Source organism: Bradyrhizobium sp. CCGB20 (assembly GCF_024199855.1).
In the GTDB taxonomy this organism is placed as follows: domain Bacteria; phylum Pseudomonadota; class Alphaproteobacteria; order Rhizobiales; family Xanthobacteraceae; genus Bradyrhizobium.
Window position 1 is genome coordinate 944,367 of the sequence record NZ_JANADN010000001.1, and the last position, 26,733, is coordinate 971,099.

The 26,733-nt window shown below is 64.5% G+C and carries 19 protein-coding genes; 16 read left to right on the forward strand and 3 right to left on the reverse strand.

The genetic code is table 11. The features are described from left to right. The first annotated feature begins 260 nt into the window (after positions 1 to 260). A complete protein-coding gene (locus NLM15_RS04420; RefSeq protein ID WP_256565600.1) occupies positions 261 to 725 on the forward strand; it encodes a Cache 3/Cache 2 fusion domain-containing protein in 465 nt (154 codons plus the stop codon). A 135-nt stretch (positions 726 to 860) separates the two neighbouring features. On the opposite strand, the gene NLM15_RS04425 is transcribed toward NLM15_RS04420, so the two are convergent. After that, positions 861 to 1,592 carry a transglutaminase-like cysteine peptidase gene (locus tag NLM15_RS04425; protein WP_254115650.1) on the reverse strand — a complete coding sequence of 244 codons (732 nt, stop codon included), beginning with the start codon at positions 1,590 to 1,592 and terminating at the stop codon, positions 861 to 863. A 730-nt stretch (positions 1,593 to 2,322) separates the two neighbouring features. Between NLM15_RS04425 and NLM15_RS04430 the strand changes: the two genes are divergently transcribed. Both NLM15_RS04430 and NLM15_RS04435 read left to right on the forward strand, forming a co-directional pair. Continuing rightward, positions 2,323 to 7,485, forward strand: coding sequence for a VCBS domain-containing protein (locus tag NLM15_RS04430; protein ID WP_254115658.1), 5,163 nt, complete (start codon positions 2,323 to 2,325; stop codon positions 7,483 to 7,485). Positions 7,486 to 7,626: 141 nt separating this feature from the next. Next, positions 7,627 to 9,858: a CHASE2 domain-containing protein gene (locus NLM15_RS04435; RefSeq protein WP_254115660.1), complete on the forward strand. Its 2,232-nt coding sequence runs from the start codon at positions 7,627 to 7,629 to the stop codon at positions 9,856 to 9,858. Between the two features lie 131 nt (positions 9,859 to 9,989). Here the strand turns inward: NLM15_RS04435 and NLM15_RS04440 are convergent, their stop codons facing one another. Then, the gene (locus NLM15_RS04440) at positions 9,990 to 11,585 is read right to left on the reverse strand and encodes an ABC transporter substrate-binding protein (protein WP_254115666.1); all 1,596 of its coding nucleotides are present in this window, start codon (positions 11,583 to 11,585) and stop codon (positions 9,990 to 9,992) included. Between the two features lie 201 nt (positions 11,586 to 11,786). Here NLM15_RS04440 and NLM15_RS04445 point away from each other — a divergent pair, with 201 nt between their 5' ends. The 13 genes from NLM15_RS04445 to NLM15_RS04505 all read left to right on the forward strand — a co-directional run bounded on the left by NLM15_RS04445 (position 11,787) and on the right by NLM15_RS04505 (position 26,032). Beyond that, on the forward strand, positions 11,787 to 13,442 hold the full coding sequence (locus NLM15_RS04445; RefSeq protein ID WP_254115669.1) for an ABC transporter substrate-binding protein: 1,656 nt from the start codon (positions 11,787 to 11,789) through the stop codon (positions 13,440 to 13,442). Positions 13,443 to 13,642: 200 nt separating this feature from the next. Then, complete coding sequence (locus NLM15_RS04450; RefSeq protein ID WP_254115677.1) at positions 13,643 to 14,596, forward strand: ABC transporter permease; 954 nt, start codon at positions 13,643 to 13,645, stop codon at positions 14,594 to 14,596. 2 nt (positions 14,597 to 14,598) lie between these two features. Further along, entirely contained in the window at positions 14,599 to 15,501 is a 903-nt protein-coding gene (locus tag NLM15_RS04455; protein WP_254115680.1) for an ABC transporter permease, read from the forward strand. A gap of 2 nt (positions 15,502 to 15,503) precedes the next feature. Next, positions 15,504 to 16,565 (forward strand): ABC transporter ATP-binding protein, encoded by a 1,062-nt coding sequence (locus tag NLM15_RS04460; protein ID WP_254115682.1) that lies wholly within the window; start codon positions 15,504 to 15,506, stop codon positions 16,563 to 16,565. Continuing rightward, positions 16,562 to 16,759 carry a hypothetical protein gene (locus NLM15_RS04465; RefSeq protein WP_254115685.1) on the forward strand — a complete coding sequence of 66 codons (198 nt, stop codon included), beginning with the start codon at positions 16,562 to 16,564 and terminating at the stop codon, positions 16,757 to 16,759. The genes NLM15_RS04460 and NLM15_RS04465 overlap by 4 nt, the downstream gene beginning before the upstream one ends. After that, a complete protein-coding gene (locus NLM15_RS04470; RefSeq protein WP_254115687.1) occupies positions 16,756 to 18,171 on the forward strand; it encodes an amidase in 1,416 nt (471 codons plus the stop codon). Before NLM15_RS04465 ends, NLM15_RS04470 begins: the two co-directional genes overlap by 4 nt. Then, positions 18,168 to 19,142, forward strand: coding sequence for an ABC transporter ATP-binding protein (locus NLM15_RS04475; RefSeq protein ID WP_254115689.1), 975 nt, complete (start codon positions 18,168 to 18,170; stop codon positions 19,140 to 19,142). Before NLM15_RS04470 ends, NLM15_RS04475 begins: the two co-directional genes overlap by 4 nt. A 446-nt stretch (positions 19,143 to 19,588) precedes the next feature. Beyond that, on the forward strand, positions 19,589 to 19,858 hold the full coding sequence (locus tag NLM15_RS04480; protein WP_128922300.1) for a GlsB/YeaQ/YmgE family stress response membrane protein: 270 nt from the start codon (positions 19,589 to 19,591) through the stop codon (positions 19,856 to 19,858). Positions 19,859 to 20,118: 260 nt separating this feature from the next. After that, positions 20,119 to 21,867 (forward strand): type I secretion system permease/ATPase, encoded by a 1,749-nt coding sequence (locus NLM15_RS04485; RefSeq protein WP_254115703.1) that lies wholly within the window; start codon positions 20,119 to 20,121, stop codon positions 21,865 to 21,867. Next, positions 21,864 to 23,198 carry an HlyD family type I secretion periplasmic adaptor subunit gene (locus NLM15_RS04490; protein ID WP_254115707.1) on the forward strand — a complete coding sequence of 445 codons (1,335 nt, stop codon included), beginning with the start codon at positions 21,864 to 21,866 and terminating at the stop codon, positions 23,196 to 23,198. Before NLM15_RS04485 ends, NLM15_RS04490 begins: the two co-directional genes overlap by 4 nt. A 216-nt stretch (positions 23,199 to 23,414) precedes the next feature. Further along, the gene (locus NLM15_RS04495) at positions 23,415 to 24,884 is read left to right on the forward strand and encodes an AMP nucleosidase (protein WP_254115709.1); all 1,470 of its coding nucleotides are present in this window, start codon (positions 23,415 to 23,417) and stop codon (positions 24,882 to 24,884) included. A gap of 120 nt (positions 24,885 to 25,004) precedes the next feature. After that, positions 25,005 to 25,622, forward strand: a complete 618-nt coding sequence (locus NLM15_RS04500) for a lipopolysaccharide assembly protein LapB (protein WP_254115711.1) — start codon at positions 25,005 to 25,007, stop codon at positions 25,620 to 25,622. Between the two features lie 134 nt (positions 25,623 to 25,756). Then, on the forward strand, positions 25,757 to 26,032 hold the full coding sequence (locus NLM15_RS04505; RefSeq protein ID WP_254115713.1) for a DUF1488 family protein: 276 nt from the start codon (positions 25,757 to 25,759) through the stop codon (positions 26,030 to 26,032). Between the two features lie 173 nt (positions 26,033 to 26,205). Here the strand turns inward: NLM15_RS04505 and NLM15_RS04510 are convergent, their stop codons facing one another. Next, positions 26,206 to 26,688 carry a CinA family protein gene (locus NLM15_RS04510; protein WP_254115715.1) on the reverse strand — a complete coding sequence of 161 codons (483 nt, stop codon included), beginning with the start codon at positions 26,686 to 26,688 and terminating at the stop codon, positions 26,206 to 26,208. Positions 26,689 to 26,733: the final 45 nt, after the last annotated feature.

A 26,733-nucleotide genomic window follows, 5' to 3' on the forward strand; every position in this document is an offset into this window, starting at 1 on the left:
GTGCGCCGTCAAAAGTTCTTTTTGGTGACCATCGAGCGGGTATAATCTTGTTTGCGGCTGCCGACGGGAAACGCCGAATTCCCGGTGGTGCGACACAGGCAGCCGTCGTGCCGTCGGCAGGCAAACACATCTCAAATTACGATTTTTAGTTTCTGTTAGCGATTGGGCGCCGTCCCATCGCTTTGCACCGGGAGGTCACAATGAATCGGAAGACTCTTTTGGCCGGCATTCTAGCCGCTGGCTTCATGGCAGCGTCTGTGATGGCTCCTAGCGTCGGGCACGCTCAGGCAGACCCGAGGGTCACAAAATCCATGGAGACCCTCAAGTCCATGACAGCGAAACTGGGAGCGCCAAAGCTCGAGGGCAATGACGCGGTCGGCGGCAAAGAAGCTCCTGCCCTGTATTTCGGTACGACCAAGCTCAACAACAATTTCGATATTGTTGACGCAATTGGAAAGGAAGACGGCAAAGGGATGACGGCCACTCTGTTCGCGAAAAGTGGAGACGAATACATCCGCGTCTCCACGAGTGTACCGAAGCCCGACGGCAGCGGTCGAGCGGTGGGCACCGTACTGGCAGGACCGGCGCTCGAGTCGATCAAAGCAGGCAAAGCGCATTATGGCGAAGTACCTATTCTGGGAATACCGTACATAACGGGCTACGAGCCGATGAAGGATAGCTCGGGCGCTCAAATTGGCGTCTACTATGTGGGCTACAAGAAGTAACTAGCCCCTTCTCGGGGTTTTCTTGCTCAAAACCGCCGAGCCGGAACGAACTCGACGGGGCGGGGACTATTTTGCGTAGCAGGGGTGCCAGTCGCGCTGACCCGCCTGCGTCGGTTTATGAGTACACGCCCTAGATCAACGCGCCTCGGCGGCGGCCATCGACAGCCGCACTGGTTCGTCGACATATTTCATCACGGCGGACTGGTAGAGCACGAACAGCGGCTGGTAGGTCCGCGCGGCGTCGTCCTCGACCATCGCCATGCGGCGGTTGTCGAGCATCAGCCAGTGGCCGTCGAGCTTTGCTGCGGCAACCGCATGCTCTTCGCCGGCCCTGACGTCGCGCACCACGACGATGCGGAGGTCCTCACTGGCAACGCCGGCGAGCCGCAGCGCGGCCAGCTTGGCGATGGCATAGTCTTCGCAATCGCCGGCGCCCCGTGCGAAGGTCGCGAGCGGCGAGCTCCAGATGTCATCGGCGCCATCATCGGCAGCCCGGATGGCAAGATTGATGGCGCGGTTGGTTTCGCCGAGGCGCGCGCGGCCGTCACGGCTGCGGGCCTGGTCGACGATGGCGAGCAGCTTGAGCGCCGCCGGCGACGCGCAATTGTCCCGGTCGCCATCGCACAGCGCGAGCTGCACCATGTCGTCGTCGAGCTTCTGCTTCAGCGCGAACCATTTCTGTTGCAGGCGGCCGGAAGAGATGGCGAAGGCGAACACGCCGAACGGTTCGGCGGATTTGCGCACGAGGACGCCGGCACCAGGCGACAAGAGCGTGCCGGCGCGAAGGTCGGCGGCCGATCCGAGCAGGATCAATCCGCACAGGACAAGAATCGCACGCCAGGCGCGCGAGCGAGCAGCGGTCTCCATCTGACATCCCCTTCCGGCTTCGCTAGGTCCTCCTTCGACCTTCGCGCGCCGGGCTTTGTTGCTTTCGCGGAGATAGTGCGAGACGGGCCGTTTTGTTCGGCTTAATGCGCGCGGACGGGGTTCCAAAACCGCGGGACAGGCTGAAACGAGCCTGCCCAAATTGCGTAAAATTTTACGATTCGGGGCTAGGAGGACTCCCGGTACCGGGAGACGGGACCAATTACAGGCGAAAGTTGTGGGAGGGCCGAATCTGCTCGTTATGCCTAACGACCCGCGATTTCACGGGTTCTGTTAGCTGGATCACAGATTTCGCTCCGTATTTACCGCAGGATGCTGCGGGGCACCACGAAGCAAAGATGACAAAAGTATCTGTCGTCTAATTATACGATAGATTACTTTTGGCGAGGGGAGATGCGTTCAACTAAACTCCGGTAATCTTCAGAATTCTTCAATTACTACTTCCCTTTCTCTAAGGAAGTGCTGCCTCGTAGGGGCTCCTACGGCCAAGTGACGCGAAATCACACAAGCAATAGACGGTTTCGCTAAGGACTTGGTAATGCTATGCAAGCTTAGGCGGTCGATACTTACTTAGATTTTAACTCTTTTTACGGTGCGCGCGCGGTTGAATTACGCTGGCAAATTTGACGGCGCGATCTCTTGGAATGGCCAGAGTTCCAGCTCGCCAGTCTATAGCCATGTCGATTCTTTTACCGCCAAGGCGCACGGGCACGTGCCTGACGGCGCGGTCGTTGTTCCCGATCCGAACCTGATCTTCAACGGCGAGTTCAAGCGCACAGGTCTCGACCTCGTGCTGTCCCACGAGGGGCGCGAGTTCGTCGTTCACGATTATTTCAAGGGCGACAAGCGCGCAGCGATCGCTTCGCCCGATGGTGCGCACCTCACCGGCGACACCGTCAACGCGCTCACGGGCCATGTGCAATACGCGCAGGCCGCGCCCGGCATCGCCGCTGCCCAGGTCATCGGCCACGTCACCAAGCTCTCCGGAAGCGCGACTGCGGTGCGCAACGGCGTTTCGGTGACCTTGAACAACGGCGACAACGTCGAGAAGGGCGATGTGGTCTCGACCGGCGCCGATTCGACGCTGGGCATCACCTTCATCGATGGCACTGTGTTCGGCCTGTCCTCCAATGCGCGGATGGTGCTGAACGAGATGGTCTACGACCCCAACGGGTCGAGCAACTCCTCGCTGCTCAGCCTGGTCGCGGGCACCATCACCTTCGTCGCCGGCGAGACCGCCAAGCACGGCGACATGAAGATCGACACGCCGGTCGCCACCATGGGCATCCGCGGCACGGCGGTGCTGACCCAGATCAACTTCGTCGTTCCCGCCGGCGGCGGCGATCCGCAGCCGCAGGCGAGCTTCCAGGTGCTGGTCGAGCCGAACGGCACGACGGGCTCCTACATCCTGTTCGACAAGGTCACGCTGCTGCCGATCGCGACGGTCAACCAGGCCGGCCAGATGATCCAGATCAGCGGCGGCAACGTCTCGATCACCAACGGGCTGCTGTCGCCGGACGTTCAGAAGCTGATCACGGACGTGTTCACGCTGAAGTTCACCGACAACAACACCAACACCAAGCTGACCACGAACTTCACCGACACGATCACGCAGACCAGTGATGGCCTGGTGATCAAGACGCCGGCCGGCTACATCGCGACCGCGGTCTTCACGAACCTCAATCCGCAGGGACCGCAGGGGCCGGGCAATTCCACGCCGACCGTCAACCGTTATCCCGGTAAGCCCGATGCGCGTAGCCTCGATAGCAGCGGCAATGTGAAGACGGCGTTCGCGCTGACCGAACGCGCGGACACGACCGGCGACACGACGCACTCCGACACGATCTCCGGCCGGATCACCTTCGTCGATCAAAATCTCGGCGACCGGCCCACGGTGAGCGTGAATCTCGCCGAGGCGCCGAACTACGTCTACAAGAGCGCCGGCCAGCAGGACGTCACCGGATCGCTCACCGCGCTCCAGAAGCAGGACATCGCGGCGACGCAGATCCAGATCAGCGTCGTCGCCGACGGCGGCAACACCAACAACGGCTCGGCGGTCTGGACCTACACGATTCCCGACCACGTCTTCGATTTCCTCGCGGCCGGCGAAACGCTGACGCTGACCTACATGGTCCGCGTCGACAACAATTTCGCAGTCAGCCCCGAAACCACCCTCATCCCCATCACGATCACGATCACGGGCACCAACGACAAGCCGGTGCTTGCGACGTCGGGCGGCACCGTCATCGAGAAGGTCGGGACCGGCAACACGGCCCTCGACACCATTACCGGCACCGTCACCTTCAGCGACGTCGATTTGACAGACCGGCCGGTCGTGAGCGCGGCGCTCTCGTCCACCCAGCCGTTCAAATATCTCGATGCGCAGGGCCACGATATCACGGCATCGCTGACGCCGGAGCAACTCGCCGCGATCAAGGCCGTCGAGGTGCCGCTGACCGTGGTGCAGGGCGCGGGAAACAGCAACAACGGTTCAGCCACCTGGACCTATAGCGTCCCCGATCACCTCTTCGACTTCCTCGCCGAAGGCGAGACGCTGGTTCTCAACTACGTGGTGCAGGTCGATGACGGGCACGGCGGCGTCGTCAGCACGCCGGTCACGGTGTCCATCAATGGTGCCGACGTCAACGTCGAAGGCACCAACGACGTTCCGACGATCGTCGCGGACCTGACCACGGCGACCGGCGCAGTGGCCGAGGATGCGGCGGCAACCCTTGCGGCGAACGGCACCATTACCTTCCGCGATCCCGACCTCACGGACACGCACACCGCCAGTTTCGTTCTGAAGTCGTCGGATGCAAGCGCCAACCTGCCTGGCTACTCCGAGACCGCGCCGCTCAGCAAGATCGGCACGTTCGCACTCACCGCGGTCAGCGAGCAACCCGGCGTCAGCTCCATCGGGTCGGTCGGCTGGACCTTCACGCTCGCCGACAACGATCCGGTGCTGCAGTCGCTGGCCGAAGGCCAGACCATCACCCAGGTCTACACCGTCACCATCGACGATCATCACGGTGGAACGGTCACCCAGGACGTGACGGTCGTCATCACCGGCAAAAACGACGCGCCGACCATGGCCAGCAGCGCAGCGGCGGCGACTGGCAAGGTGACCGAGGACACGGGCCTGACGCTGTCGCTCGACGGCACGCTGGCGATCCAGGATCTCGACCTGATCGACACCCATACGGCGCAGGCGGTATTCAAGTCGTCGTCGTCGAGCGCGCATCTGCCCGGCTTTGCGGATGGCGTCACGAATCTCGGCACCTTCACCATCGATCCGGCGGTGACGGAGCTGAGCACGGACACCAATAACGGCGCGACGCTGGGCTGGCACTTCACGCTCGACAACAGCAATGCGATGCTGCAGTCGCTGGCCGAAGGTCAGACCATCACCCAGGTCTACACCGTCACCTTCACCGACAATCACAACGCGTCGGTCACGCAGGACGTCACGGTCACGATCACGGGCGTGAACGACGCGCCGACGATTACGAACGATGCTGCAGCGGCGACGGGCAAGGTCACCGAGGACGCGGGCCTGACGCTGTCGCTCGACGGCACGCTGGCGATCCAAGACCTCGACCTGATCGACACCCATACGGCGCAGGCGGTGTTCAAATCATCGTCCGTCAGCTCGGCTCTGCCGGGCTTCGACGACGACATCACGAATCTCGGCACCTTCACCATCGATCCGGCGGTGACGGAGCTGACCACCGACAGCAGCAACAGCGCAACGCTGGGCTGGCACTTCACGCTCGACAACAGCAATGCGATGCTGCAGTCGCTGGCCGAAGGTCAGATCATCACCCAGGTCTACACCGTTACCTTCACCGACAATCACAACGCGTCGGTCACGCAGGACGTCACGGTCACCATCATCGGCACGAACGACGCGCCGACCGTCATCAGCAGCGCTGCGGCGGCGACGGGCAAGGTCACCGAAGACACGGGCCTGACGCTGTCGATCGACGGCACGCTGGCGATCCAGGACCTCGACCTGATCGACACCCATACGGCGCAGGCGGTGTTCAAGTCGTCGTCCGTCAGCTCGGCTCTGCCGGGCTTCGACGACGACGCCACGAATATCGGCACCTTCACCATCGATCCGTCGGTCACGGAGCTGACCACCGACAGCAGCAACGGCGCGACGCTGGGCTGGCACTTCACGCTCGACAACAGCAACGCGATGCTGCAGTCGCTGGCCGAAGGACAGACCATCACCCAGGTCTACACCGTCACCTTCACCGACAATCACCATGCGTCGGTGACACAGGACGTCACCGTCACGATCACCGGCGCCAACGACGCCCCGACCATCACCAGCGATGCCGCCGCGGTGACTGGCGCGGTTACCGAGGATGAGAGCTCGTCGCTGTCGACCTGCGGTACGCTGGCGATCCAGGACCTCGACCTGATCGACACCCACACCGCGCAGGCGGTGTTCAAATCGTCGTCTGTCAGTTCCGCTCTGCCGGGCTTCGACGACGACGCCACGAATATCGGCACCTTCACGATCGATCCGTCGGTGACGGAGCTGACCACGGACAGCAGCAACGGCGCGACGCTGGGCTGGCATTTCACGCTCGATAACAGCGATCCGCTCCTGCAGTCGCTGGCCGCGGGCCAGACCATCACCCAGGTCTACACCGTTACCTTCACCGACAATCACAACGCGTCGATCACGCAGGACGTCACGGTCACCATCACCGGCACGAACGACGCGCCGACGCTCGCCGATGCGACGCTGACGTCCGTCGTCGGCAACGACAATGATCCGGACGGCGCGACGATCGGCAGCCTCTTCGCGAGCAAGTTCGCCGATGTCGATGCCGGCTCGAGCCTGAAGGCGATTGTCGTGACGTCGGACACGGCTGCGGCCACCCAGGGCGTCTGGCAGTACGAGCTCGCCGGCACGCATCAATGGGTCGATATCGGTTCGGTTGGCGTTACGCACGGGCTGGTGCTGAGCCCGGATACGCTGATCCGGTTTGTCCCAGCCGACGGCTTCACCGGGACGCCGGACGCGCTCGGTGTTCATGCTCTCGACGACACCTATGCCGGCGCGATCTCGGATTCCTCGTCGACTGCGACGATCGACATCACGGCCACGGGCACCGGCGGCGCGACGTCCGTTTCGGACAAGCTCACCACCATCGGCACGGAAGTGACGGCGCCCGCCGGCGGTCCGGTCATCGACACCGAGCACTTCCAGGTCGAGCACATCCGCGAGAACAGCAACGAGATCATCACCGGTCTGGTGGTCACCGACACCGATTCCGGGGCTGCGACGGATAATTTTACCGTCACGGCGACCACCGCCCATGCACCCGACAGCAACGTCTATCTGTCGTCGAGCTCCGGCCTGCTCAGCGCGATCAATCTCGGCTTCGAGAACGGCATCACCTACGATCCCGGCCTGTCGCCGCCGGAGACCGACCAGATCACGCTGACGGTGACGGACACGACCACGGGCCAGTCCGATACTGTCCACTTCATCTTCAAGGAGGCGGGCGACACCAGCCAGGGCATCACGCTGGAAGGTGCCGCCGGCAAGGACGTCATTTTCGCGACCGAATCGAGCGACACGCTGATCGGTGGCGGCGCCAAGGACCAGTTCGTATTCGCGCCGACGTCGTCGCAGGCCGCGGTCCAGCACACCGTGAACGATTTCGAGACCGGCCTCGACAAGATCGACCTGCGGCAGTTCACCGGCATCACGTCGTGGACGCAGGTGTCCGCGCTGGCGGAGCAGCAGGGCACCGATACCCTGCTCACTCTCGACGCCAACGACAAGATCCTCCTGAAGAACACCGTTGCCGGCAATCTCCACGCCAGCGACTTCATCCTTCACGTAAGCTAGGCTGCTCCTTCGAGCGGCGCCTCATTCCGCTTTGACCGCGGCAAAAAATCCTTATCCTCTGCCGCCGAAGCGATGGCCATTTGCGTCATGGCGTTCCATGATCCGCGCACGGCCTGATGCGAGGCAGGAAGTCCGATCCGAATGAAACGTCTCAAGATCCTGCGGCGGTGGTTTGCGCGGAAGTTCGGCTTTGCGCGGCTGATGTGCCTTGCGCTGCTGGTGGTGTTTGCCGGTGCTCGTCTCTGGGATCCGCCGCCGATCCAGGAATTGCGGCTGCGTACGTTCGACATGTTTCAGTTGATCGACCCGCGCCACAAGACGGCGCGGCCGGTCACCATCGTCGACATCGACGACAAGAGCCTCGCCAGGCTCGGCCAGTGGCCGTGGCCGCGCACCCGGATCGCCGACCTGATCCAGAACCTCACCAATAGCGGCGCGGTCGCGATCGGCTTCGACGTGGTGTTCTCGGAAGCCGACCGGCTCAACCCGGATCTGGTCGCGAGCCAGATGCGCTATCTGGACGACGCAACCCGGGCCAAGCTGCGCGAGCTGCCGACCAACGACGAGATCCTCGCCGAGGCGATCGGGCGCTCGCGCGTGGTGCTGGGCGAGACGGGACAGCGGGCCATATCCTCTGAGGTCGACAAGACGCTGCCCTTCACCGGCGTCGCGACGGTCGGCGAGGAGGGTGCCGAACGCTTCCTGTTCGAATTCCCCGGCCTGCTCCGCAACGTCCCCGTCATCGAGAAGGTCGCCGCCGGCCGCGGCCTGTTCTCGATCAGGACCGAGCGCGACGGTCTGATCCGGCGCGTGCCGATGGTCATGCGCGCCCAGGGCATGGTCATGCCCTCGCTCAGCCTGGAGATCCTGCGCGTCGTCACGGGAACGCCGACGCTGCTGGTCCGGACCGACAAGACCGGCGTGCGGGCCGTGCGCCTCAAGGGCGTCGAGATCCCGACCGACAAGAACGGTCAGCTCTGGGTGCACTATGCCCGCCAGGATCCCTCGATCTACGTGTCGGCGGCCGATGTGCTCGACAACACCGCGCCGCCGGCCAAGATCGCCGGCAAGCTGGTGCTGGTCGGCACCTCCGCGGTCGGACTGAACGACATCAAGACCACGCCGGTGTCCTCGACCATGCCGGGCGTCGAGATCCATGCGCAGGTGCTGGAGAGCGTGCTGAGCGGCGCCGTGATCTCCCAGCCGAACTACGCGCTCGGCGTCGAGTTGATCGCGGCGCTGATCATCGGCCTGCTCGTGATCATCTTCACGCCGAACCTCGGGCCGGTGCGCCTCGTGCTCGCGGGTGCGATGTTCGCCGCCATCCTGGTCGGCGTGTCCTGGTTCTTCTACGCGCAGTATCGCTATCTCATCGACTTCACCTATCCGCTGCTGTCGACCACCGCGATCTACCTGACGCTGATCTTCGCCAGCTTCGTGCGCGAGCAGCGTCAGCGCGTGCAGATCCGCGGCATGTTCGCGCAATACATGTCGCCGGTGCTGGTCGAACAGCTCGCGCAGTCGCCGGAAAAGCTCGTGCTCGGCGGCGAGGAGCGCCAGATGACGATCATGTTCTCCGACGTGCGCGGCTTCACCACCATATCGGAAACCTACAAGAACGACCCGCAAGGCCTCATCGCACTGATGAACCGCTTTCTGACGCCGCTGACCGACGTCATCATCGATCAGAAGGGCTACATCGACAAATACATGGGCGACGCCATCATGGCGTTCTGGAATGCGCCGCTCGACGATGCCGAGCACGAGGTCAACGCCTGCGAGGCCGCGATCCAGATGCTGGAGCAGATCGACGCGGTCAACAAGGAGCGCGAGCAGGAGGCCGCCGACGGCGGCCACGTCTACATCCCGCTCAATGTCGGCATCGGCCTCAACACCGGCATCGGCGTGGTCGGCAACATGGGCTCCGACCTGAAGAAGAACTATTCCGTGCTCGGCGACAGCGTGAACCTCGCCTCGCGCCTCGAAGGTCAGTCGAAGGAATACGGCTTTCCCATCATCGTCGGCTCCAGGACCGCGCTTGCTGCCAAGGACAAGTTCGCGATCCTCGAGCTCGACTTCATCATGGTCAAGGGCAAGACCGAGCCCGAGGTGATCTACGCGATCGCCGGCCGCGAGGACGTGATGCATTCGGGCGCCTTCCAGCGCCTGCGCAACGTCACCATCGACATGCTCGGCTGCTACCGCGGCCGCAACTGGCAGGGCGCGCTGGATGCGATCGATCGCGGCCGTCGCAGCGAGGACGCCGACACGCTGGAAAAGCTGTTCAAGCTCTATGAAGCGCGGATCAAGGATTTCCAGCTCAATCCGCCGCCGGAAGGCTGGACGGGAGCCTATGCGCTGCTGACGAAGTAGCGGCCCGCGTCGCCGCCCTCGTAGGGTGGGCAAAGGCGCGAAGCGCCGTGCTCACTATCGCTTTCACCGCGGCGAGAGGGTGGGCACGCTTGCGCTTTGCCCACCCTACGACAGCTGTGCTCGCCGCCCCCTCACTCTGTCCCGATCGTCGTCAAATCCTGGAACCAGTGCTGCGCCTGCACGAACTGCTTCACCTTCGGCGACAGGGCATGCGGGTTGGTGTCGTGGACGACCCAGACCAGTACGGCGTCGTCGACGATCAGGGCATGCGCCTGCGCGATCAGATCGTCCTGCTTGGCCGTATCAAAAGTCTGCTTGGCTTCGTTGATCAGCGCGTCGACCTTCGGATTCTTGTAGCCGCCCCAGTTGACGCCGACGGGCGCGATCTGGTCGGAGGCGAAGAAGCGGACGATGGCGTAGAGCGGATCGGAGGTCACGTAGGCGATGTTGTTGGCGGTGATGCCGGCGTTCATCTCGTCGGCCGCGCCCTTGCGCCAGTGCGTATAGAGTGTCTCGAGCTCGACCACCTTGAAGTCGATATCGATGCCGATCTCCTTGAAGCTCTGCTGCAGGAATTCGTTCATCGGCAGCGACAGCATCTGGCCGGTGCCGCCCTGCGCGATGATGAAGGTGGCCTTCAGCGGTTTTGCTTTGGAGTAGCCGGCTTCCTCGACCAGCTTCTTGGCCGCGGCGAGATCGTATTTCAGCTCGAAGCTCGGCTTGCCGAACCACGGGCTCGAAGGGTCGACCTGGCCCTTCGCCGGTTTCGCCAGCCCGTTCATCAGGCCCACCACCGCCTCGCGATCGATGGCAAGGTTAAGTGCCTTGCGCAGGCGGATGTCGGTCCAGGGCGAGCCCGGCAGCACGCTGAGGTGATAATTCCACACATGCGGCGTGACGTTGTCGACGATCTTCATGCCGGCGGCTTTCAGCTGCGGCACGGCATCCGGCGCCGGCGTCTCGATCAGGTCCACTTGCCCTGCGAGCAGCGCGTTGGTGCGCGTCAGCGCTTCGGGCATCGGCACCAGCACGATCTTGTCGGCCTTCGGAATGCGCTTCTTGTTCCAGTAGTCCGGATTCTTCGTGAGCTCCGCGAGCTCGCGCGGCACCAGTTTCGTCAGCTTGAACGGACCGGTGCCGGAGGGCTGGCTCGCGAACTTGTCCCAATCCTTGCCGAGCTTTTCGTACTGGGCCGGGCTCGACACCAGGAACCACAGCATCTGATAGGGAAAGAAGGAGTCGACCGTCTTGGTGGTGATCTCCACGGTGAAATCGTCGATCTTCGCGTAGCTGGCGACCGAGGGCAGGCGGGTCTTCACCTGCGCGCTCTGCCGCTTGTCGAATTGCGGCGCCTTGTCGTTGAGCACCTTGTCCAGATTCCAGATCACCGCGTCGGCATTGAACTCGCTGCCGTCATGGAATTTCACATCCTTGCGCAGCGTAAAGCGCCATTTCTTCTTGTCGGTCTCATCCACCTTCCATTCGGTCGCGAGCCCCGGCACCGGCTTCCCCGGCCGGTCGGCGACGTCCATCTCCCAGGCGACCAGGGGATCGTAGATCGTGTAGGCCGTGAACTGATAGGCGCCGGCGCCGCGGTCGGGCTGGCCCGTCGTCAGCGGGATGTCCGCCATCGAGATGCCGTAGCGCACCACTGTTTCGGCGCGCGCCGGAATTGCGGACATCGCCAGCGCGAGCACGGCGAGACAGGTCGATATTCGGATACGCATGGCCCCAGGGCTCCCAAGAAGAAATCGGGGCCAAACTTGCAATCTTGATGCCAGAATAGGCAGCGGGGCTGCTTTGCCGTCTCGCGATCACAAGGACTTGTCGCCGCAGGGGCAATTCACGGAAAAAGTTTCTCCTTGGCATAGCCATTGCATACGATTGCATCAAAATTAATCATCGTAAGCCGGAAGAGGAATGAGACGATGCTTATCAAGACGACGACACGCGCGGCATTGATCGCCGCGATGGCCCTGACGACTGCGGCCGCATGGCCGCGCGTTGCCGGTGCCGACACAGTGCTGCGCATCGGCATGACCGCTGCCGATATTCCGCGCACGCTGGGCCAGCCCGATCAGGGTTTTGAGGGCAATCGCTTCACCGGCCTCACCATGTATGACGGGCTCACCGGCTGGGACCTGTCCTCGGCGGACAAGGCGAGCACGGTGATCCCGGGCCTTGCCACCGAATGGAAGGTCGATGATTCCGACAAGACCAAATGGACCTTCAAGCTGCGCCCCGGCGTCACCTTCCATGACGGCTCGCCGTTCAACGCCGATGCGGTGGTGTGGAACGTCGAGAAGGTGCTGAAGCAGGACGCGCCGCAGTTCGACGCCAGCCAGGTCGGCGTCACCGCCTCGCGCATGCCGACACTGGCGTCCGCGAAGAAGATCGACGACATGACGGTCGAGCTCACCACCAAGGAGCCCGACAGCTTCCTGCCGATCAACCTCACCAACCTGTTCATGGCGAGCCCGGCGAAGTGGCAGGCGTTCTATGACAAGGCCGAAGGCGCCGATGCCAAGGCGAAATCGCAGGCGGCCTGGACCGCGTTTGCCAAGGACGCTTCGGGTACCGGCCCGTGGAAGATGGCGAGCTTCACGCCGCGCGAGCGGCTCGAACTGGTGAAGAACGCAAGCTATTGGAACAAGGATCGCGTGCCCAAGGTCGACAAGATGGTGCTCTTGCCGATGCCGGAAGCGAACGCGCGCACCGCGGCGCTGCTCTCGGGGCAGGTCGATTGGGTCGAGGCGCCGGCGCCGGACGCGCTGCCCGAGCTCAAGCAGCGCGGCTTCAAGCTCTACGCCAACGAGCAGCCGCATGTCTGGCCGTGGCAATTCTCGCGCGTGGAAGGCTCGCCCTGGAACGACATCCGCGTCCGCAAGGCGGCAAATCTCTGCATCGATCGTGAAGGCCTCAAGGACGGCCTGCTCGCCGGCCTGATGGTGCCGGCGACCGGCACTTTCGAGCCCGGACACCCCTGGCGCGGCAAGCCGGGCTTTGAGATCAAGTATGACAAGGCGGCCGCGCAAAAGCTGATGCAGGAGGCCGGCTTCGGTCCGGCCAAGAAGCTGACGGTGAAGATCCAGACCTCGGCGTCAGGCTCGGGCCAGATGCAGCCGCTGCCGATGAATGAATATCTCCAGCAGGCGCTCGCCGAATGCTATTTCGACGTGAAGCTCGACGTCATCGAGTGGAACACGCTGTTCACCAACTGGCGCCGCGGCGCCAAGGACCCCAGCGCCAACGGCTCGAACGCGACCAACGTCACCTATGCGGCGATGGACCCGTTCTTTGCGCTGGTGCGCTTCCTGCAATCCGGCATGGCGCCGCCGGTCTCGAACAATTGGGGCTTCATCAACGAGCCCAGGTTCGACGAGCTGGTGAAGAAGGCGCGCCAGACCTTCGATCCCGCCGCGCGCGACGCTGCGCTCGCCGAGCTGCACGCGGCCTCCGTCGACGACGCAGCCTTCCTCTATGTCGCCCACGACGTCGGCCCCCGCGCCATCAGCCCGAAGGTGACGGGCGTCGTGCAGCCCAAGAGCTGGTTCATCGACTTCTCACTGGTGTCGATGCAGTAGTGAGGTGCTAGTTACGTACTCGGTGCACCCTCTCCCCTTGTGGGAGAGGGTGGCTTCGCGAATCGCGAAGCCGGGTGAGGGGTCTCTCTCCGCGGAGAGAGCTCTTGCTTTTGAAACAACTGCATCCGCGGATAGATACCCCTCATCCGGCGCTTGCGCGCCACCTTCTCCCACAAGGGAGAAGGAAGAAAGAACCAAACGTGCTCGCCTATATCGCCAGACGCATCGTCTATGTCATCCCGATCGTGATCAGCGTTGCGCTGGTGTGCTTTCTGCTCGTGCACATCACGCCGGGCGATCCGCTCGTTGCCGTGCTCCCCGCAGACGCCTCGCAGGAGCTCGCGGCGCAGCTGCGCGCCGCCTACGGTTTCGACCGGCCGCTGCCGGTGCAGTTTGGGCTTTGGCTGCTCCGTGCCCTGCATGGCGATCTCGGCAATTCCATCGCCACCGGGCGGCCCGTGCTCGCCGAGGTCATGCGCGCGGTCAGCAACACCGTCACGCTGGCGATTGCCGCCGCCATCATCGGCTTCACCATGGGCATCCTGCTCGGTCTGATCGCCGGCTATTTCCGCGAGACCTGGATCGACAAGGTCGCAACCTCCTTCGCCATCGCCGGCGTGTCCGTGCCGCACTATTGGCTCGGCATGGTGCTCGTCATCATCTTCTCGGTGCAGCTGAACTGGCTGCCCGCGGTCGGCGCGGGGCCGAACGGCTCCAACTCCTGGGCCTGGGACTGGGCGCATCTGAAATATCTCGTGCTACCGGCGATCACCACCTCGGTGATCCCGATGGGCATCGTCACCCGCACCGTGCGCGCGCTCACCGGCGACATCCTCTCACAGGACTTTGTCGAGGCGTTGCGCGCAAAAGGCCTGCATGAAATCGGCGTGTTCCGCCATGTCATCAAGAACGCCGCGCCCACCGCGCTTGCCGTGATGGGGCTTCAGCTGGGCTATATGCTCGGCGGCTCGATCCTGATCGAGACCGTGTTCTCCTGGCCAGGCTCGGGCTTCCTGCTCAACTCCGCGATCTTCCAGCGCGACCTGCCGCTGCTCCAGGGCACGATCCTGATCCTGGCGCTGTTCTTCGTCTTCCTCAATCTGCTGGTCGACATCGCGCAAGCCGCGATCGACCCGCGCATCAAGCGGGGCTAGCGATGAGCGAGCTTCCGTTGTCCGCCACCGCCGATGCCGCGCTGCAGGCCGCGCCCGCCACCAAGGCGCGTGGCTATTGGGCGACCGTCGGCCGCCGCATTACGCGCGACAAGGTCAGCATGGCCTGCGCGCTGGTGCTGCTGCTGATCTTCCTCTCCGCGATCCTTGCGCCTTGGCTGGGCCTCGAAGATCCCTACAAGGGCTCGATGATCCGCCGCCTCCGTCACATCGGTACGACCGGCTATCCGCTCGGCACCGACGAGCTCGGCCGCGACATGCTCGCGCGTCTCGTCTATGGCGGGCGCCTGTCGCTGGTCATCGGCATTTTGCCCGTGATCCTCGCCTTCTGCATCGGCACCTCGCTCGGCCTCATTGCCGGCTATGTCGGCGGCAAGCTCAACACCGCGATCATGCGCACGATCGACGTGTTCTACGCCTTCCCCTCCGTGTTGCTCGCGATCGCGATCTCCGGAGCGCTGGGCGCCGGCATCCTCAACTCCATCGTGTCGTTGACGGTGGTGTTCGTGCCGCAGATCACCCGCGTCGCCGAGAGCGTCACGACGGGCGTGCGCAACATGGACTTCGTCGAAGCCGCGCGCGCGTCGGGTGCGGGGCCCTTCACGATCATGCGCGTGCACATCCTCGGCAACGTGCTGGGGGCGATCTTCGTCTATGCGACGAGCCTGATTTCGGTCTCGATGATCCTGGCCGCCGGTCTCTCCTTCCTCGGTCTCGGCACCAAGCCGCCGGAACCGGAATGGGGCCTGATGCTGAACACCTTGCGCACCGCGATCTACGTCAATCCCTGGGTCGCAGCCCTTCCGGGTGCGATGATCTTCGCGGTCTCGATCTGCTTCAACCTGCTCTCGGACGGCCTGCGCAGCGCCATGGACATCAGGAACTAGCCATGAGCGAGAGCAACACATCCGTTGAAATGCTGGAGCCGGTCGAGGACGTCGGCGGCATCGCGCAGCCGTTGCTCCAGGTCAATGGCCTCACCAAGCACTTTCCCGTCCGTGGCGGCCTGTTCGCCGCGAAGCGCACCGTGCGCGCCGTCGACAACGTCTCCTTCGCCGTCGCCAAGGGCGAGACTGTCGGCATTGTCGGCGAATCCGGCTGCGGCAAGTCGACCACCGCGCGCCTCTTGATGCATCTGATGCCGCGCGACACCGGCGACATCATCTATGACGGCATGACCGTCGGCCAGTCGCTGTCGTTGCGCGAGCTGCGCCGCGGCATGCAGATGGTGTTCCAGGATTCCTACGCCTCGCTCAATCCGCGCCTGACGATCGAAGAGTCCATCGCCTTCGGCCCCAAGGTGCACGGCATGGCCGACGGTGCGGCGCGCGCATTGGCCCGCGAGCTGCTCGGCAAGGTGGGCCTGGTCCCGGAAAATTTCGCCAACCGCTATCCCCACGAGATCTCCGGCGGCCAGCGCCAGCGCGTCAACATCGCGCGCGCACTGGCGCTGTCGCCGCGGCTGGTGATCTTGGACGAGGCGGTCTCCGCGCTCGACAAATCCGTCGAGGCGCAGGTGCTCAACCTGCTGGCCGACCTCAAGCGCGAGTTTGGCCTGACCTATCTCTTCATCAGCCACGATCTCAACGTCGTGCGCTACATCAGCGATCGCGTGCTGGTGATGTATCTCGGCGAGGTCGTCGAGCTCGGCCCGGTCGACCAGGTCTGGGACAAGCCGGCGCATCCCTATACGCGCGCGCTGCTTGCTGCGATGCCGTCCTCCGATCCGGATCGCCGGACCGAGAAGCCGCCGATCACGGGCGATCCGCCCAATCCGATCGATCCGCCCTCAGGCTGCCGTTTCCACACCCGTTGCCCGTTTGCGGAGCCGCTCTGCGCAAATGCGACACCAAAGCTCACAGCGCTCGATACAATGGGCCACGAAGCCGCGTGCTACATGGCGATTCCGGGTTCAGGCCATAGCCGCGCGCTTAGGGAGGAAACCGTATGACGAGACCGACACCGAAAGAGATCAAGCCGATCGCGCAAGTCGCCGGCGTTCCCGTGGACGACGAGATCGCGACGCGCATCTCCAATTCCATCGGACCGGCCTTCGAAGGCTTTGCGGCCATCGCCGGCACGCTGCCGTTCGACCTCGAGCCCGCGCTCTATCCGATCGCGCAGACGGAGAAGGTGTCGAAATGAGCTCCGAGCCTGCATTGATGACGCTCACCGAGGTCGCGCGTGCGATCGCGATGAAGCAGGTGTCCTCGCATGAGGTGACGCGCGCGCTGCTGAACCGCATCGCGCAATGGCAGCCGCATCTCAACGCTTTCATGTCGATCGAGTCGGAGGCCGCGCTGAAGGCCGCCGATGCCGCCGACGCCGAGCTTGCCAAGGGCGAAGTCCGCGGACCGCTGCATGGCGTGCCGCTCGCGCACAAGGACATGTATTACGACGCCGGCAAGGTCTCCACCTGTGGCTCGCTGATCCGCCGCGACTTCGTGCCGACCGTCACTTCGACGGCCTTGCAGCGGTTGAAGGATGCCGGCCAGGTCCGCCTCGGCACGCTCCATCTGGCCGAATTCGCCTATGGCCCAACCGGTCACAACGCCCATTATGGCCCGGTCCGCAATCCCTGGAACGTCGCGCATATCACCGGTGGCTCGTCGTCGGGCTCCGGCTCGGCAGTCGCGGCGCGGCTGACCTATGCGGCGCTTGGCTCCGATACCGGCGGCTCGATCCGCATGCCCGCGCATTTTTGCGGCGTCACGGGCTTGAAGACCACCGTCGGCCGCGTCAGCCGCGCCGGCGCGATGCCGCTGTCGCAATCGCTCGACACGGTCGGCCCGCTTGCGAGGACTGCCGAGGATTGCGCACTGCTGCTGGCGCTGATGGCCGGTGCTGACCCTGCGGATTCCACCTGTAGCCACGAGCCGCTCTCCGACTATGTCGGCGCGACCAAGGGATCGCTGAAGGGGCTCAAGATCGGCGTGCCCGCCTCCTTCTATGTCGACGATCTCGACAGCGAGGTCGCGCGCGTGCTGGACGAGACCATCGCGGTGCTCAAGCGCGAGGGCGCCGACATCGTCACGGTCGAGCTGCCGGACCAGCGGCAATTGTCCTCGGCGAGCCAGCTCGTGCTCGCCGCCGAAGCGGCGGCCTTCCACAAACGCTGGATGATTGAGCGTCCGCAGGATTACGGCCCGCAGGTCCTGATGCGGCTTCAGAACGGCCTCGCCGTGCCCGCCATCACCTATCTCGAGGCGATGCGCTGGCGCGGCCCGGCGCTCGCCGCACACAATGCGGCGACCGCAGGCGTCGATGCGCTGATCGCGCCGGCATCGCCCGTGCCGGCGCCGACGATCGAGGAGAGCGATGTCGGCGGTGGCCCGAACGCGCCGGCCATGGTGCAGCGGCTGACGCTGTTCACCCGCCCGGTGAACTATCTCGGCCTGCCGTCGCTCACGGTTCCCTCCGGCTTCACCAAAAGCGGTTTGCCTGTTGGCATGCAGTTGATCGGCCGCTCCTTCGATGAAGCGACCCTGCTCACCATCGGCGCCGCGTTCCAGCGCGTCACCGACTATCACGATCGATTGCCGAAACTGCCGTCATGACAAAACTCGTCGAGATCTCGGGCCTCAACATCCGCTTCACCGGGGAGCGCACGGTCTATGCTGTGAACGACCTCAATCTCTCGCTCGGTGACGGCGAGGTGCTGGGCCTGCTCGGCGAGTCCGGTTCCGGCAAGAGCGTGACGTTGCGTGCGCTGATGCGGCTGTTGCCGAAGAAGCGCACGCAGATCACGGGCAAGGTCAACGTGATGGGGCAAGACGTGCTCGCCATGAACGACGAGCAGCTGTCGTCGTTCCGCGGCCAGACCGTCTCGATGATCTTTCAGGAGCCGGCGCTCGCGCTCGATCCGGTCTACACGATCGGCGCGCAGATCGCCGAGAGCGTCGTGCGCCACGAAGGCAAGAGCTTTGCAGAGGGCCGCGCGAGAGCGCTGGAGATGCTCGAGGTCGTGCGCATCCCCTCGGCAAAGCGCCGGTTGGATGCCTATCCGCACGAGATGTCCGGCGGCATGCGCCAGCGCGCGATGATCGCTCTGGCGCTCGCCTGCCGTCCCAAGATTCTGCTGGCGGACGAGCCGACCACCGCGCTCGATGCCACCGTGCAGATCCAGATCCTCTTGCTGCTGCGCGAGCTGCAGCGCGAGTTCGGCATGTCCGTCATCTTCGTCACCCACGACATCGGCGTCGCGATCGAGATCTGCGACCGCGTCGCGGTCATGTATGCCGGGCAGATCGTGGAGCAGGGCACGCTTCGCGACATCGTGCGCACACCGGTGCACCCCTACGCCAAGGGTCTGCTCGCCTCCACCATCCACGGCGCCAAGCGGGGGCAGCGCCTCGAAACCATCCCCGGCACGCCGCCGTCGCTGTCTGAGAAGCCCCACAACTGCTCCTTCGCCCCCCGCTGCAGGCTCGCCGAGCCCAGGTGCCTGCAGCAATTGCCCGACAATGTGGAGGTCGGGCCGGGCCGGGCGGCAAGGTGCGTGCTGGCGGAGCCGGTGGGTGCGTCGTAGCGTCGGTCGCATTTATCTCGCAGCGTTTGTCGATATCAGCTGAGGTGCAGCCACGCGCACCGCTGCGCTCCCTCCCCCCTTGCGGGGGAGGGCGGGGAAGAGGGGTAGCCACAAACTCAGACCTCGCCCGTGGCTACCCCTCTCCCTGCCCCTCCCCCGCAAGGGGGGAGGAAATGAGAGAGCAGTCGTCCCTCACTTTCGCAAAATGCGAGTGCAGCGCGCTCCGTTATTGTGAAGCGCGCGCCTCTCCAGAATTCCCCCACGACAACACCGAGTTGTCACAGTTCACCTCGCGCCGCCGACGAAGTCCGCCTCTACTGTGCATGGGGTTGTTTTCGACTTTTTTGTTTCCGCAGCCGCAACCGGCCGGTGGGAACAAGCATTCACACCCCATTCATCCCGGTTCCCGTTCCATGCCGGGCATTCATGCCGGAGGGACCTCACTTATGTACATTTCGAACGAAGGCCTGCTCGTCATCCTGTTCGTCGGCCTGGTCGCCGGCTGGCTGGCCGGGAAGATCGTGCGGGGCGCCGGGTTCGGCATCATCGGCGACATCGTGATCGGCATCTGCGGCGCGCTGGTCGCGAGCCTTCTGTTTCCGAAGCTCGGCATCCGCCTCGGCACCGGCCTCGTCTCCGAGATCGTCTACTCCGCCATCGGCGCGGTCATCCTGCTGCTGGTGGTCCGGCTGGTGCGCGGCGGCGGCCGGCTCTAGCGTCACATTCGCTCGGCGAACTCGAATATTTCGCCTCTCCCCTGCTGGGGAGAGGCCGCGATCTCTGCTATAAAAAGCCGTAAAGACTGTGAAATACCGGACTTGCGTGCGGGGCCGTCAGGGGATGATGTGGCCCATCAGGGCCTGGAGGAATTCAGCTGCTCTGGCCGCAGCGGAAGACGATGTTAATCCGGGTCGGGTACCCCTGAACGGCCTATGAAATCCGGGGCTTTGCCCCTTACCTGAAAGAGATCAGACTGATGGCAGCCGTACCTGGCGTCCGCCGTTCAGAGCTCGGTGACGCCTTGCGCGCTTGTCGCACGGCGTTCGTCGGCGTCGGCTTGATGAGCTGCATGATCAACCTGCTCTATCTGACCGGGTCGATCTTCATGCTGGAGGTCTACGACCGGGTTTTGCCGAGCCGCAGCGTTCCGACACTGGTCGGCCTGATCATCCTCGCCAGCTTCCTCTACATGGCGCAGGGCGTGCTCGACATGATCCGCAACCGGATCCTGGGGCGGATCGGCACCGCGCTTGACGAGGCCCTCAACAAGCGCGTGTTCGACACCATCGTGCGCCTGCCGCTGCTGGTCGGCAGCCGCAACGAGGGCCTGCAGCCGCTGCGCGACCTCGACAATGTCCGTTCCTTCCTCGGTGGCATGGGCCCGAGCGCGTTCTTCGACCTGCCCTGGCTGCCGCTCTATCTGGCCATCTGCTTCGCCTTCCACGTCATGATCGGCATCACCGCTTTGGTCGGCGCCATCATCCTGGTCGGGCTGACAATGGCCACCGAGTTCCTGTCTCGCCAGCCGGCGAAGGAGGCGATGGGCCTTGCCGCCCAGCGCAACGATCTCGCCGCCGCCAGCCGCCGCAACGCCGAGGTCATGGTGTCGATGGGCATGACCGGCCGGATGAACCAGCGCTGGAGCGAGGCCAACGAAAAATACCTCGACGGCAACCAGCGTGCCAGCGACGTCGCCGGCGGTCTCGGCGCGGTCGCAAAAGTGCTGCGCATGATGCTGCAATCGGCCGTGCTCGCGGTCGGCGCCTATCTCGTCATCCACCAGGAGGCGACCGCCGGCATCATCATCGCCGGCTCGATCCTCTCCGCCCGCGCGCTGGCGCCGGTCGATCTTGCCATCGCGCACTGGAAATCCTTTGTCGCGGCCCGCCAGAGCTGGCAGCGCCTCACGCGCCTGCTCGAGCAGATGCCGGCGCAGGCGATGCCGACCCAGTTGCAGGCGCCCACCAGCCGGCTCTCGGTCGAAGGCATTGCCATGGTGCCGCCGGGCGATCAGCGCCTCATCGTGCAGGACGTGACCTTCGCGCTCGCCGCCGGCAACGGCCTCGGCGTGATCGGGCCGAGCGGCTCCGGCAAGTCGTCGCTGATTCGCGCGCTTGTCGGCGTCTGGCAACCGGTGCGCGGCAAGGTGCGGCTCGACGGCGCGGCGCTCGACCAGTGGTCCTCCGACATGCTCGGCCGCCACATCGGCTATCTGCCGCAGGACGTCGAGCTGTTCGGCGGCAGCATCGCGCAGAACATCAGCCGCTTCGATCCCGAAGCGACGTCTGACGGCATCATCGCCGCGGCGAAGGAAGCCGGCGTGCACGAGATGATCATCAAGATGCGCGAGGGCTACAACACGCAGGTCGGCGAGCAGGGCTCCGCGCTCTCCGCAGGCCAGGCGCAGCGCGTGGCGCTGGCGCGCGCGCTCTACGGCAACCCGTTCCTGATCGTGCTCGACGAGCCGAATTCCAATCTCGACACCGAAGGCGACGAGGCGCTGACCCGCGCCATCCGTGCCGCCCGCGAGCGCGGTGCCATCGTCATCGTGGTCGCGCACCGCCCGATCGGCGTCGAGGCGGTCGACCAGATCCTGGTGCTGCGCGACGGCCGCATGCAGGCCTTCGGGCCGAAGGAGCAGGTGCTTGCCCAGGTGCTCCAGCCGCGCGTGACGCCGCCGGCACCGATCAAGATCGTCAGCGAAGGCGGAGTGCCAAAATCATGAGCACAATGGCGATCGGCGGCGGAAAGCCCGCCGCGAAGAGGACCGTGCGGGAATCGATCCGGTTTCACCTGATGCTCGGGCTCGGGATCGTGCTGGTCCTGGTCGTCGGTCTCGGCGGCTGGTCGTCGACCGTGCTGATCTCGGGTGCGCTGATCGCGCCGGGCCAGATCGTGGTCGAATCCAACGTCAAGAAGGTGCAGCATCCGACCGGGGGCGTGGTCGGCGAGCTGCGCGCCCGCGACGGCGACGTGGTCAAGGCCGGCGACATTCTGGTACGGCTCGACGACACCGTCACCAAGGCGAACCTCGCCATCGTCACCAAGAATCTCGACGCCGCGCAGGCGCGCACCGCCCGGCTCCAGGCCGAGCAGCGCGGTCTGGACAAGATCGAATTTCCGCAAGGCTTGCTCGATCGCAGCAGCGACCCCGACGTCAAGGCATTGCTCGCCGCCGAGACCAAGCTGTTCGACGTCCGCGTCAACGGCCGCGCCGGCCAGAAGGCGCAGCTCCGCGAGCGCGTCCTGCAGCTCAACGAGGAGATCGAGGGCCTCTCCGCGCAGGAGACCGCCAAGGACAAGGAGATCGGGCTGGTCCTGAACGAACTCACCGGCGTCCGCGACCTCTATGACAAGCGTCTGGTGCAGATCTCGCGTCTGACCCAGCTGGAGCGCGACTCGGCACGGCTGAACGGTGAGCGCGCGCAATACATCGCTTCGCGCGCGCAAGCCAAGGGCAAGATCACCGAGACCGAGCTTCAGATCATCCAGGTCGACAAGGACATGGTGAGCGAGGTCTCCAAGGATCTGCGCGAGACCAACGACAAGATCGGCGAAATGATCGAGCGCAAGGTCGCGGCCGAGGACCAGCTCCGCCGCGTCGATATCCGCGCGCCGCAGGACGGCATGGTGCTGCAATCGACGGTGCACACCGTCGGCGGTGTCGTCACCGCCGGAGACGCCCTGATGCTGATCGTGCCGCAGGCCGACGATCTCCAGGTCGAAGCCAAGGTCAATCCGGTCGATATCGACAAGCTCCAGATCGGCCAGAAGACGCTGCTGCGGCTGTCCGCCTTCAATCAGCGGACCACGCCCGAGCTCAACGGCGTCGTCAGCCGCGTCTCGCCCGACGTCACCACCGACCAGCGCACCGGCCAGAGCTACTACACGATCCGTGTCTCGATGTCCGCCGAGGAGGTCGCCCGTCTCGGCGACGTCAAGATGATCCCCGGCATGCCGGTGGAAGCCTTCGTCCAGACCGGCGACCGCACCATGCTGTCCTACCTGATGAAGCCGCTGCACGACCAGCTGATGCGGGCATTCCGCGAGAAGTGACGCGCGAAAAGCGCGGCGTTCCGGAGCGCGCTTGGCGCGCATCCGGGATCCCGTGCCGCAGTCTCGGTCTCGTTGGGTGGGTTAGGCGAAGCCGTAACCCACCACTTCTCTATCCGCGGAAATGGGAGTGGTGGGTTACGCTTCGCTAACCCACCCTACAGCACCGCCTTCTTTGCTATAGTTCGACTCGAGCCCCAGCAACCCGGCGGTCGAACCATGCAATCCCCCCCCTCCATCGCCACCAAATCCTTCACCGATGCTGACCTCGCCGTCGCCCGGCTCGAGGAGATCTACGAGCGCAATACGAAATTCCTGCGCGACCGGTTCGAGGCCTATGTCAACGGCGAGGCGATCACGATGCGGGTGCGGGCCTACTATCCCTTCGTCCGCGTCACCACCGCGACACATGCGCGGCTGGACTCGCGTCTCGCCTACGGCTTCGTCGCCGGCCCCGGCGTGCACGAGACCAGCGTCACGCGGCCGGACCTGTTCCGCACCTATCTCACCGAGCAGATCGGACTGTTGATCCAGAACCACGGCGTGCCCGTCGAGATCGGCGAATCCGCCGAGCCGATCCCGATCCACTTCGCCTATCGCCGCGACATCAACATCGAAGCCGCCATCACCACCAGCGAGAATTCCCCGGTGGCGCGATCGCTGCGCGACGCGTTCGACGTGCCTGATCTCGCCACCATGGACGATTCCATCGCCGACGGCACCTTCGAGCTTCAGCCCGGCGCGCCCGAGCCGTTGTCGCTATTCCGCGCCGCCCGCGTCGATTACTCGCTGCGGCGGCTCTATCACTACACCGGCACCGACCCCGAGCATTTCCAGAACTTTGTCATTTTCACCAACTACCAGTTCTACGTCGATGCTTTCGCGCAGCTCTGCCAGCAGCGGCTCCAGTCCGGCGAGGCTGGCCTGGATGCGTTCGTCGCGCCCGGCAATTTGATCACGCGCAGCGGCGGCGCAACGAGCGGGGCGGCGCCCGTCCGCGCGCCGCAGATGCCGGCCTTCCATCTGGTCACACCGGGCTATCGCGGCATCACCCTGATCAATATCGGCACCGGCCCGTCGAACGCGCGCAACGTCACCGATCACGTCGCGGTGCTGCGCCCGCATGCCTGGCTGATGCTCGGCCATTGCGCCGGCTTGCGCAACACGCAGCGGCTCGGCGACTACGTGCTCGCCCATGGCTATGTGCGCGAGGACCACGTGCTCGACCGCGAGCTGCCGCTCTGGGTGCCGATCCCGGCGCTGGCCGAGATGCAGGTCGCGCTGGAACAGGCGGTCGAGGATGTCACCGGCCTCGAAGGCTTCGAGCTCAAGCGCCTGATGCGCACCGGCACGGTCGCCAGCGTCGACAACCGCAACTGGGAGATCTCGGGGCCCGAGGTGATCCGCCGCATGTCGCAGTCGCGCGCGGTCGCGCTCGACATGGAGTCGGCCGCGATCGCCGCCAACGGCTACCGATTCCGCGTCCCTTACGGCACGCTGCTCTGCGTCTCGGACAAGCCGCTCCATGGCGAGATCAAGCTCGCCGGCATGGCCAGCGAATTCTACCGCCGCCGCGTCGGCCAGCATCTCGAGATCGGCCTGAAGGCGTTGGAGCGGCTCAAGCAGCAGGAATCGGAGCGCCTGCATTCGCGAAAGCTGCGCAGCTTCGCCGAGGTGGCGTTCCAGTAAGGGACAACAGAACTGTCGTACGAACGTTGACGTCTCCGTGAGCACAGCCCCCGGAATATCGCTGCCAAAGCAGGGTTATCGATTCGTCCGGGGCCGCTTGAAACAGGACAGGAGACAGACATGATCACCGCGATGATCAGACTCGTCACGCTGGGTGCATTTGCGGCGGCGTTGTTGAGTTCGCCGGCGTTTGCCGCGGGCGGAGGCGGGGGTGGTGGAGGCGGCGGAGGTGGTATTAGCTCCAGCGATCCCTATGCCGGCGCCTATTCGGACCAGAGGCCGCAACCGACCTATCCGAAACGTCCGGGCACCAGGGCCACCCAGAAGGGCAAGAAGCCAAACAACCAGTCCAGCATCGGCGATCCCGCATTTGCGGCCGGCTACCGCGTTGCCTACGACACCATCTACGAGCGCAACGACTATGCGGCCGCGATCGCGCAGCTGAAGTCGCTTGGCCACGACGACCATCCGAACGTCGCCAACCTCATCGGCTACTCCTATCGCAAGCTCGGCGACTACGAGCAATCGCAGGTCTGGTACGAGCGCGCATTGCAGGCAGATCCGAACCACGTGCTGACGTGGCAGTATTATGGCCTGTGGCAGCTCGAGCGGGGCAATCGTGAGCAGGCGCTCTATCACCTCGGCCGGATTGCTTCCATCTGCGGTACCGATTGCGAGGAATATCGATCGCTGGCGGCGGCACTCGACAAGCCGACGGGAACGGCGATCGTCTACTGAGACTGGAGAGCAGCCGGCCGATGCGGCGCACGGTTGACAGGCGCCGCATGACCGCCATGTCTCCCGGCGCGGATGGTGACAAGGCGTCAGATTTTCAGCATTGTCCCGTTCGGGGGCGCGAACGGAACAATTGGATGCCGCTGACGCGCGACAAGATCATCGGCCATGACCTCGAACGGCTGGCCTTCCGCTTCACCATGATGAGCGCGGACGAGGTCGTGCAGTGCCAGATCAGCGATGCCGCGATGGACGAGCTCGCGGGCATGCAAGGCACCGAAAGCAGCGCGCGCCAGGCGCAGTTCCTGTCCCTGCGCGAAACCATCGAGCGGATCGCGTCGGATATCTATGACGAAGCGCCGCGGGTGCAGGGATATGTGGTGCGGATTTTCATGCGGCATTTGGGACGATGACTGCCGCTCCATTCTCTCCGCTGTCATGCCCCGGCTTGACCGGGGCATCCAGTACGCCGCAGCCTATCGATTCAATCACAACTGCCTCGGAATACTGGATCGCCCGGTCGAGCCGGGCGATGACAGCGTGTAGGTGGTGAGGCTACCCCGACTCGCTCACATGCGGCAGCAGCTCACCCTTCCAGCTTCTTCAGTAGCAGCTTCAGCGCCGTCGCAGCGAACACCTGCATGTTGCCAAACCGGTCGCCGTTCGCCGTCTCCAGCGTGATCACCTCCGCCGCAGGTCCCGAAACCGCCATGCAGCTGTGGCCGGCGGCGTCGCCGTAGCGGTTGCCGGTGGGGCCGGCTGCGCCGGTTTCGGACAGGCCCCAGTCGGAGCTGAAGCGGCTGAGCATCTGGTCGGCGAGGAGTTTTGCGTAGGGCTCCGACGAGGAGCGGAAGCCTTTCATTCCTTCGTCCGAAATATCCATCAGCACGCGCCGGGCATCGCGGGTGTAGACCACCGCGCCGCCGAGGAAATAGGCCGACGCACCTGGAACGGCGAGCAGGCTGGCCGCAATCAGGCCGCCGGCCGAGGATTCGGCCACAGCGATGGTCTGTTTGCGCGCGATCAGTTTGGCTGCGACCTGTTCCGCAATGCCGACGAGCTCTTTCATCCCTGAAATCCCTTGTTCCTTCGCAACGGAGCTCAGCCTTCCTAG

Excerpts from the sequence above, each read along its gene's own strand:
- NLM15_RS04420 (WP_256565600.1), top strand. The coding sequence starts at position 261 with ATGGCTCCTAGCGTCGGGCACGCTCAGGCAGACCCGAGGGTCACAAAA.
- NLM15_RS04425 (WP_254115650.1), bottom strand. The coding sequence starts at position 1,592 with ATGGAGACCGCTGCTCGCTCGCGCGCCTGGCGTGCGATTCTTGTCCTG.
- NLM15_RS04435 (WP_254115660.1), top strand. The coding sequence starts at position 7,627 with ATGAAACGTCTCAAGATCCTGCGGCGGTGGTTTGCGCGGAAGTTCGGC.
- NLM15_RS04440 (WP_254115666.1), bottom strand. The coding sequence starts at position 11,585 with ATGCGTATCCGAATATCGACCTGTCTCGCCGTGCTCGCGCTGGCGATG.
- NLM15_RS04445 (WP_254115669.1), top strand. The coding sequence starts at position 11,787 with ATGCTTATCAAGACGACGACACGCGCGGCATTGATCGCCGCGATGGCC.
- NLM15_RS04455 (WP_254115680.1), top strand. The coding sequence starts at position 14,599 with ATGAGCGAGCTTCCGTTGTCCGCCACCGCCGATGCCGCGCTGCAGGCC.
- NLM15_RS04460 (WP_254115682.1), top strand. The coding sequence starts at position 15,504 with ATGAGCGAGAGCAACACATCCGTTGAAATGCTGGAGCCGGTCGAGGAC.
- NLM15_RS04465 (WP_254115685.1), top strand. The coding sequence starts at position 16,562 with ATGACGAGACCGACACCGAAAGAGATCAAGCCGATCGCGCAAGTCGCC.
- NLM15_RS04470 (WP_254115687.1), top strand. The coding sequence starts at position 16,756 with ATGAGCTCCGAGCCTGCATTGATGACGCTCACCGAGGTCGCGCGTGCG.
- NLM15_RS04475 (WP_254115689.1), top strand. The coding sequence starts at position 18,168 with ATGACAAAACTCGTCGAGATCTCGGGCCTCAACATCCGCTTCACCGGG.
- NLM15_RS04480 (WP_128922300.1), top strand. The coding sequence starts at position 19,589 with ATGTACATTTCGAACGAAGGCCTGCTCGTCATCCTGTTCGTCGGCCTG.
- NLM15_RS04485 (WP_254115703.1), top strand. The coding sequence starts at position 20,119 with ATGGCAGCCGTACCTGGCGTCCGCCGTTCAGAGCTCGGTGACGCCTTG.
- NLM15_RS04490 (WP_254115707.1), top strand. The coding sequence starts at position 21,864 with ATGAGCACAATGGCGATCGGCGGCGGAAAGCCCGCCGCGAAGAGGACC.
- NLM15_RS04495 (WP_254115709.1), top strand. The coding sequence starts at position 23,415 with ATGCAATCCCCCCCCTCCATCGCCACCAAATCCTTCACCGATGCTGAC.
- NLM15_RS04500 (WP_254115711.1), top strand. The coding sequence starts at position 25,005 with ATGATCACCGCGATGATCAGACTCGTCACGCTGGGTGCATTTGCGGCG.
- NLM15_RS04505 (WP_254115713.1), top strand. The coding sequence starts at position 25,757 with ATGCCGCTGACGCGCGACAAGATCATCGGCCATGACCTCGAACGGCTG.
- NLM15_RS04510 (WP_254115715.1), bottom strand. The coding sequence starts at position 26,688 with ATGAAAGAGCTCGTCGGCATTGCGGAACAGGTCGCAGCCAAACTGATC.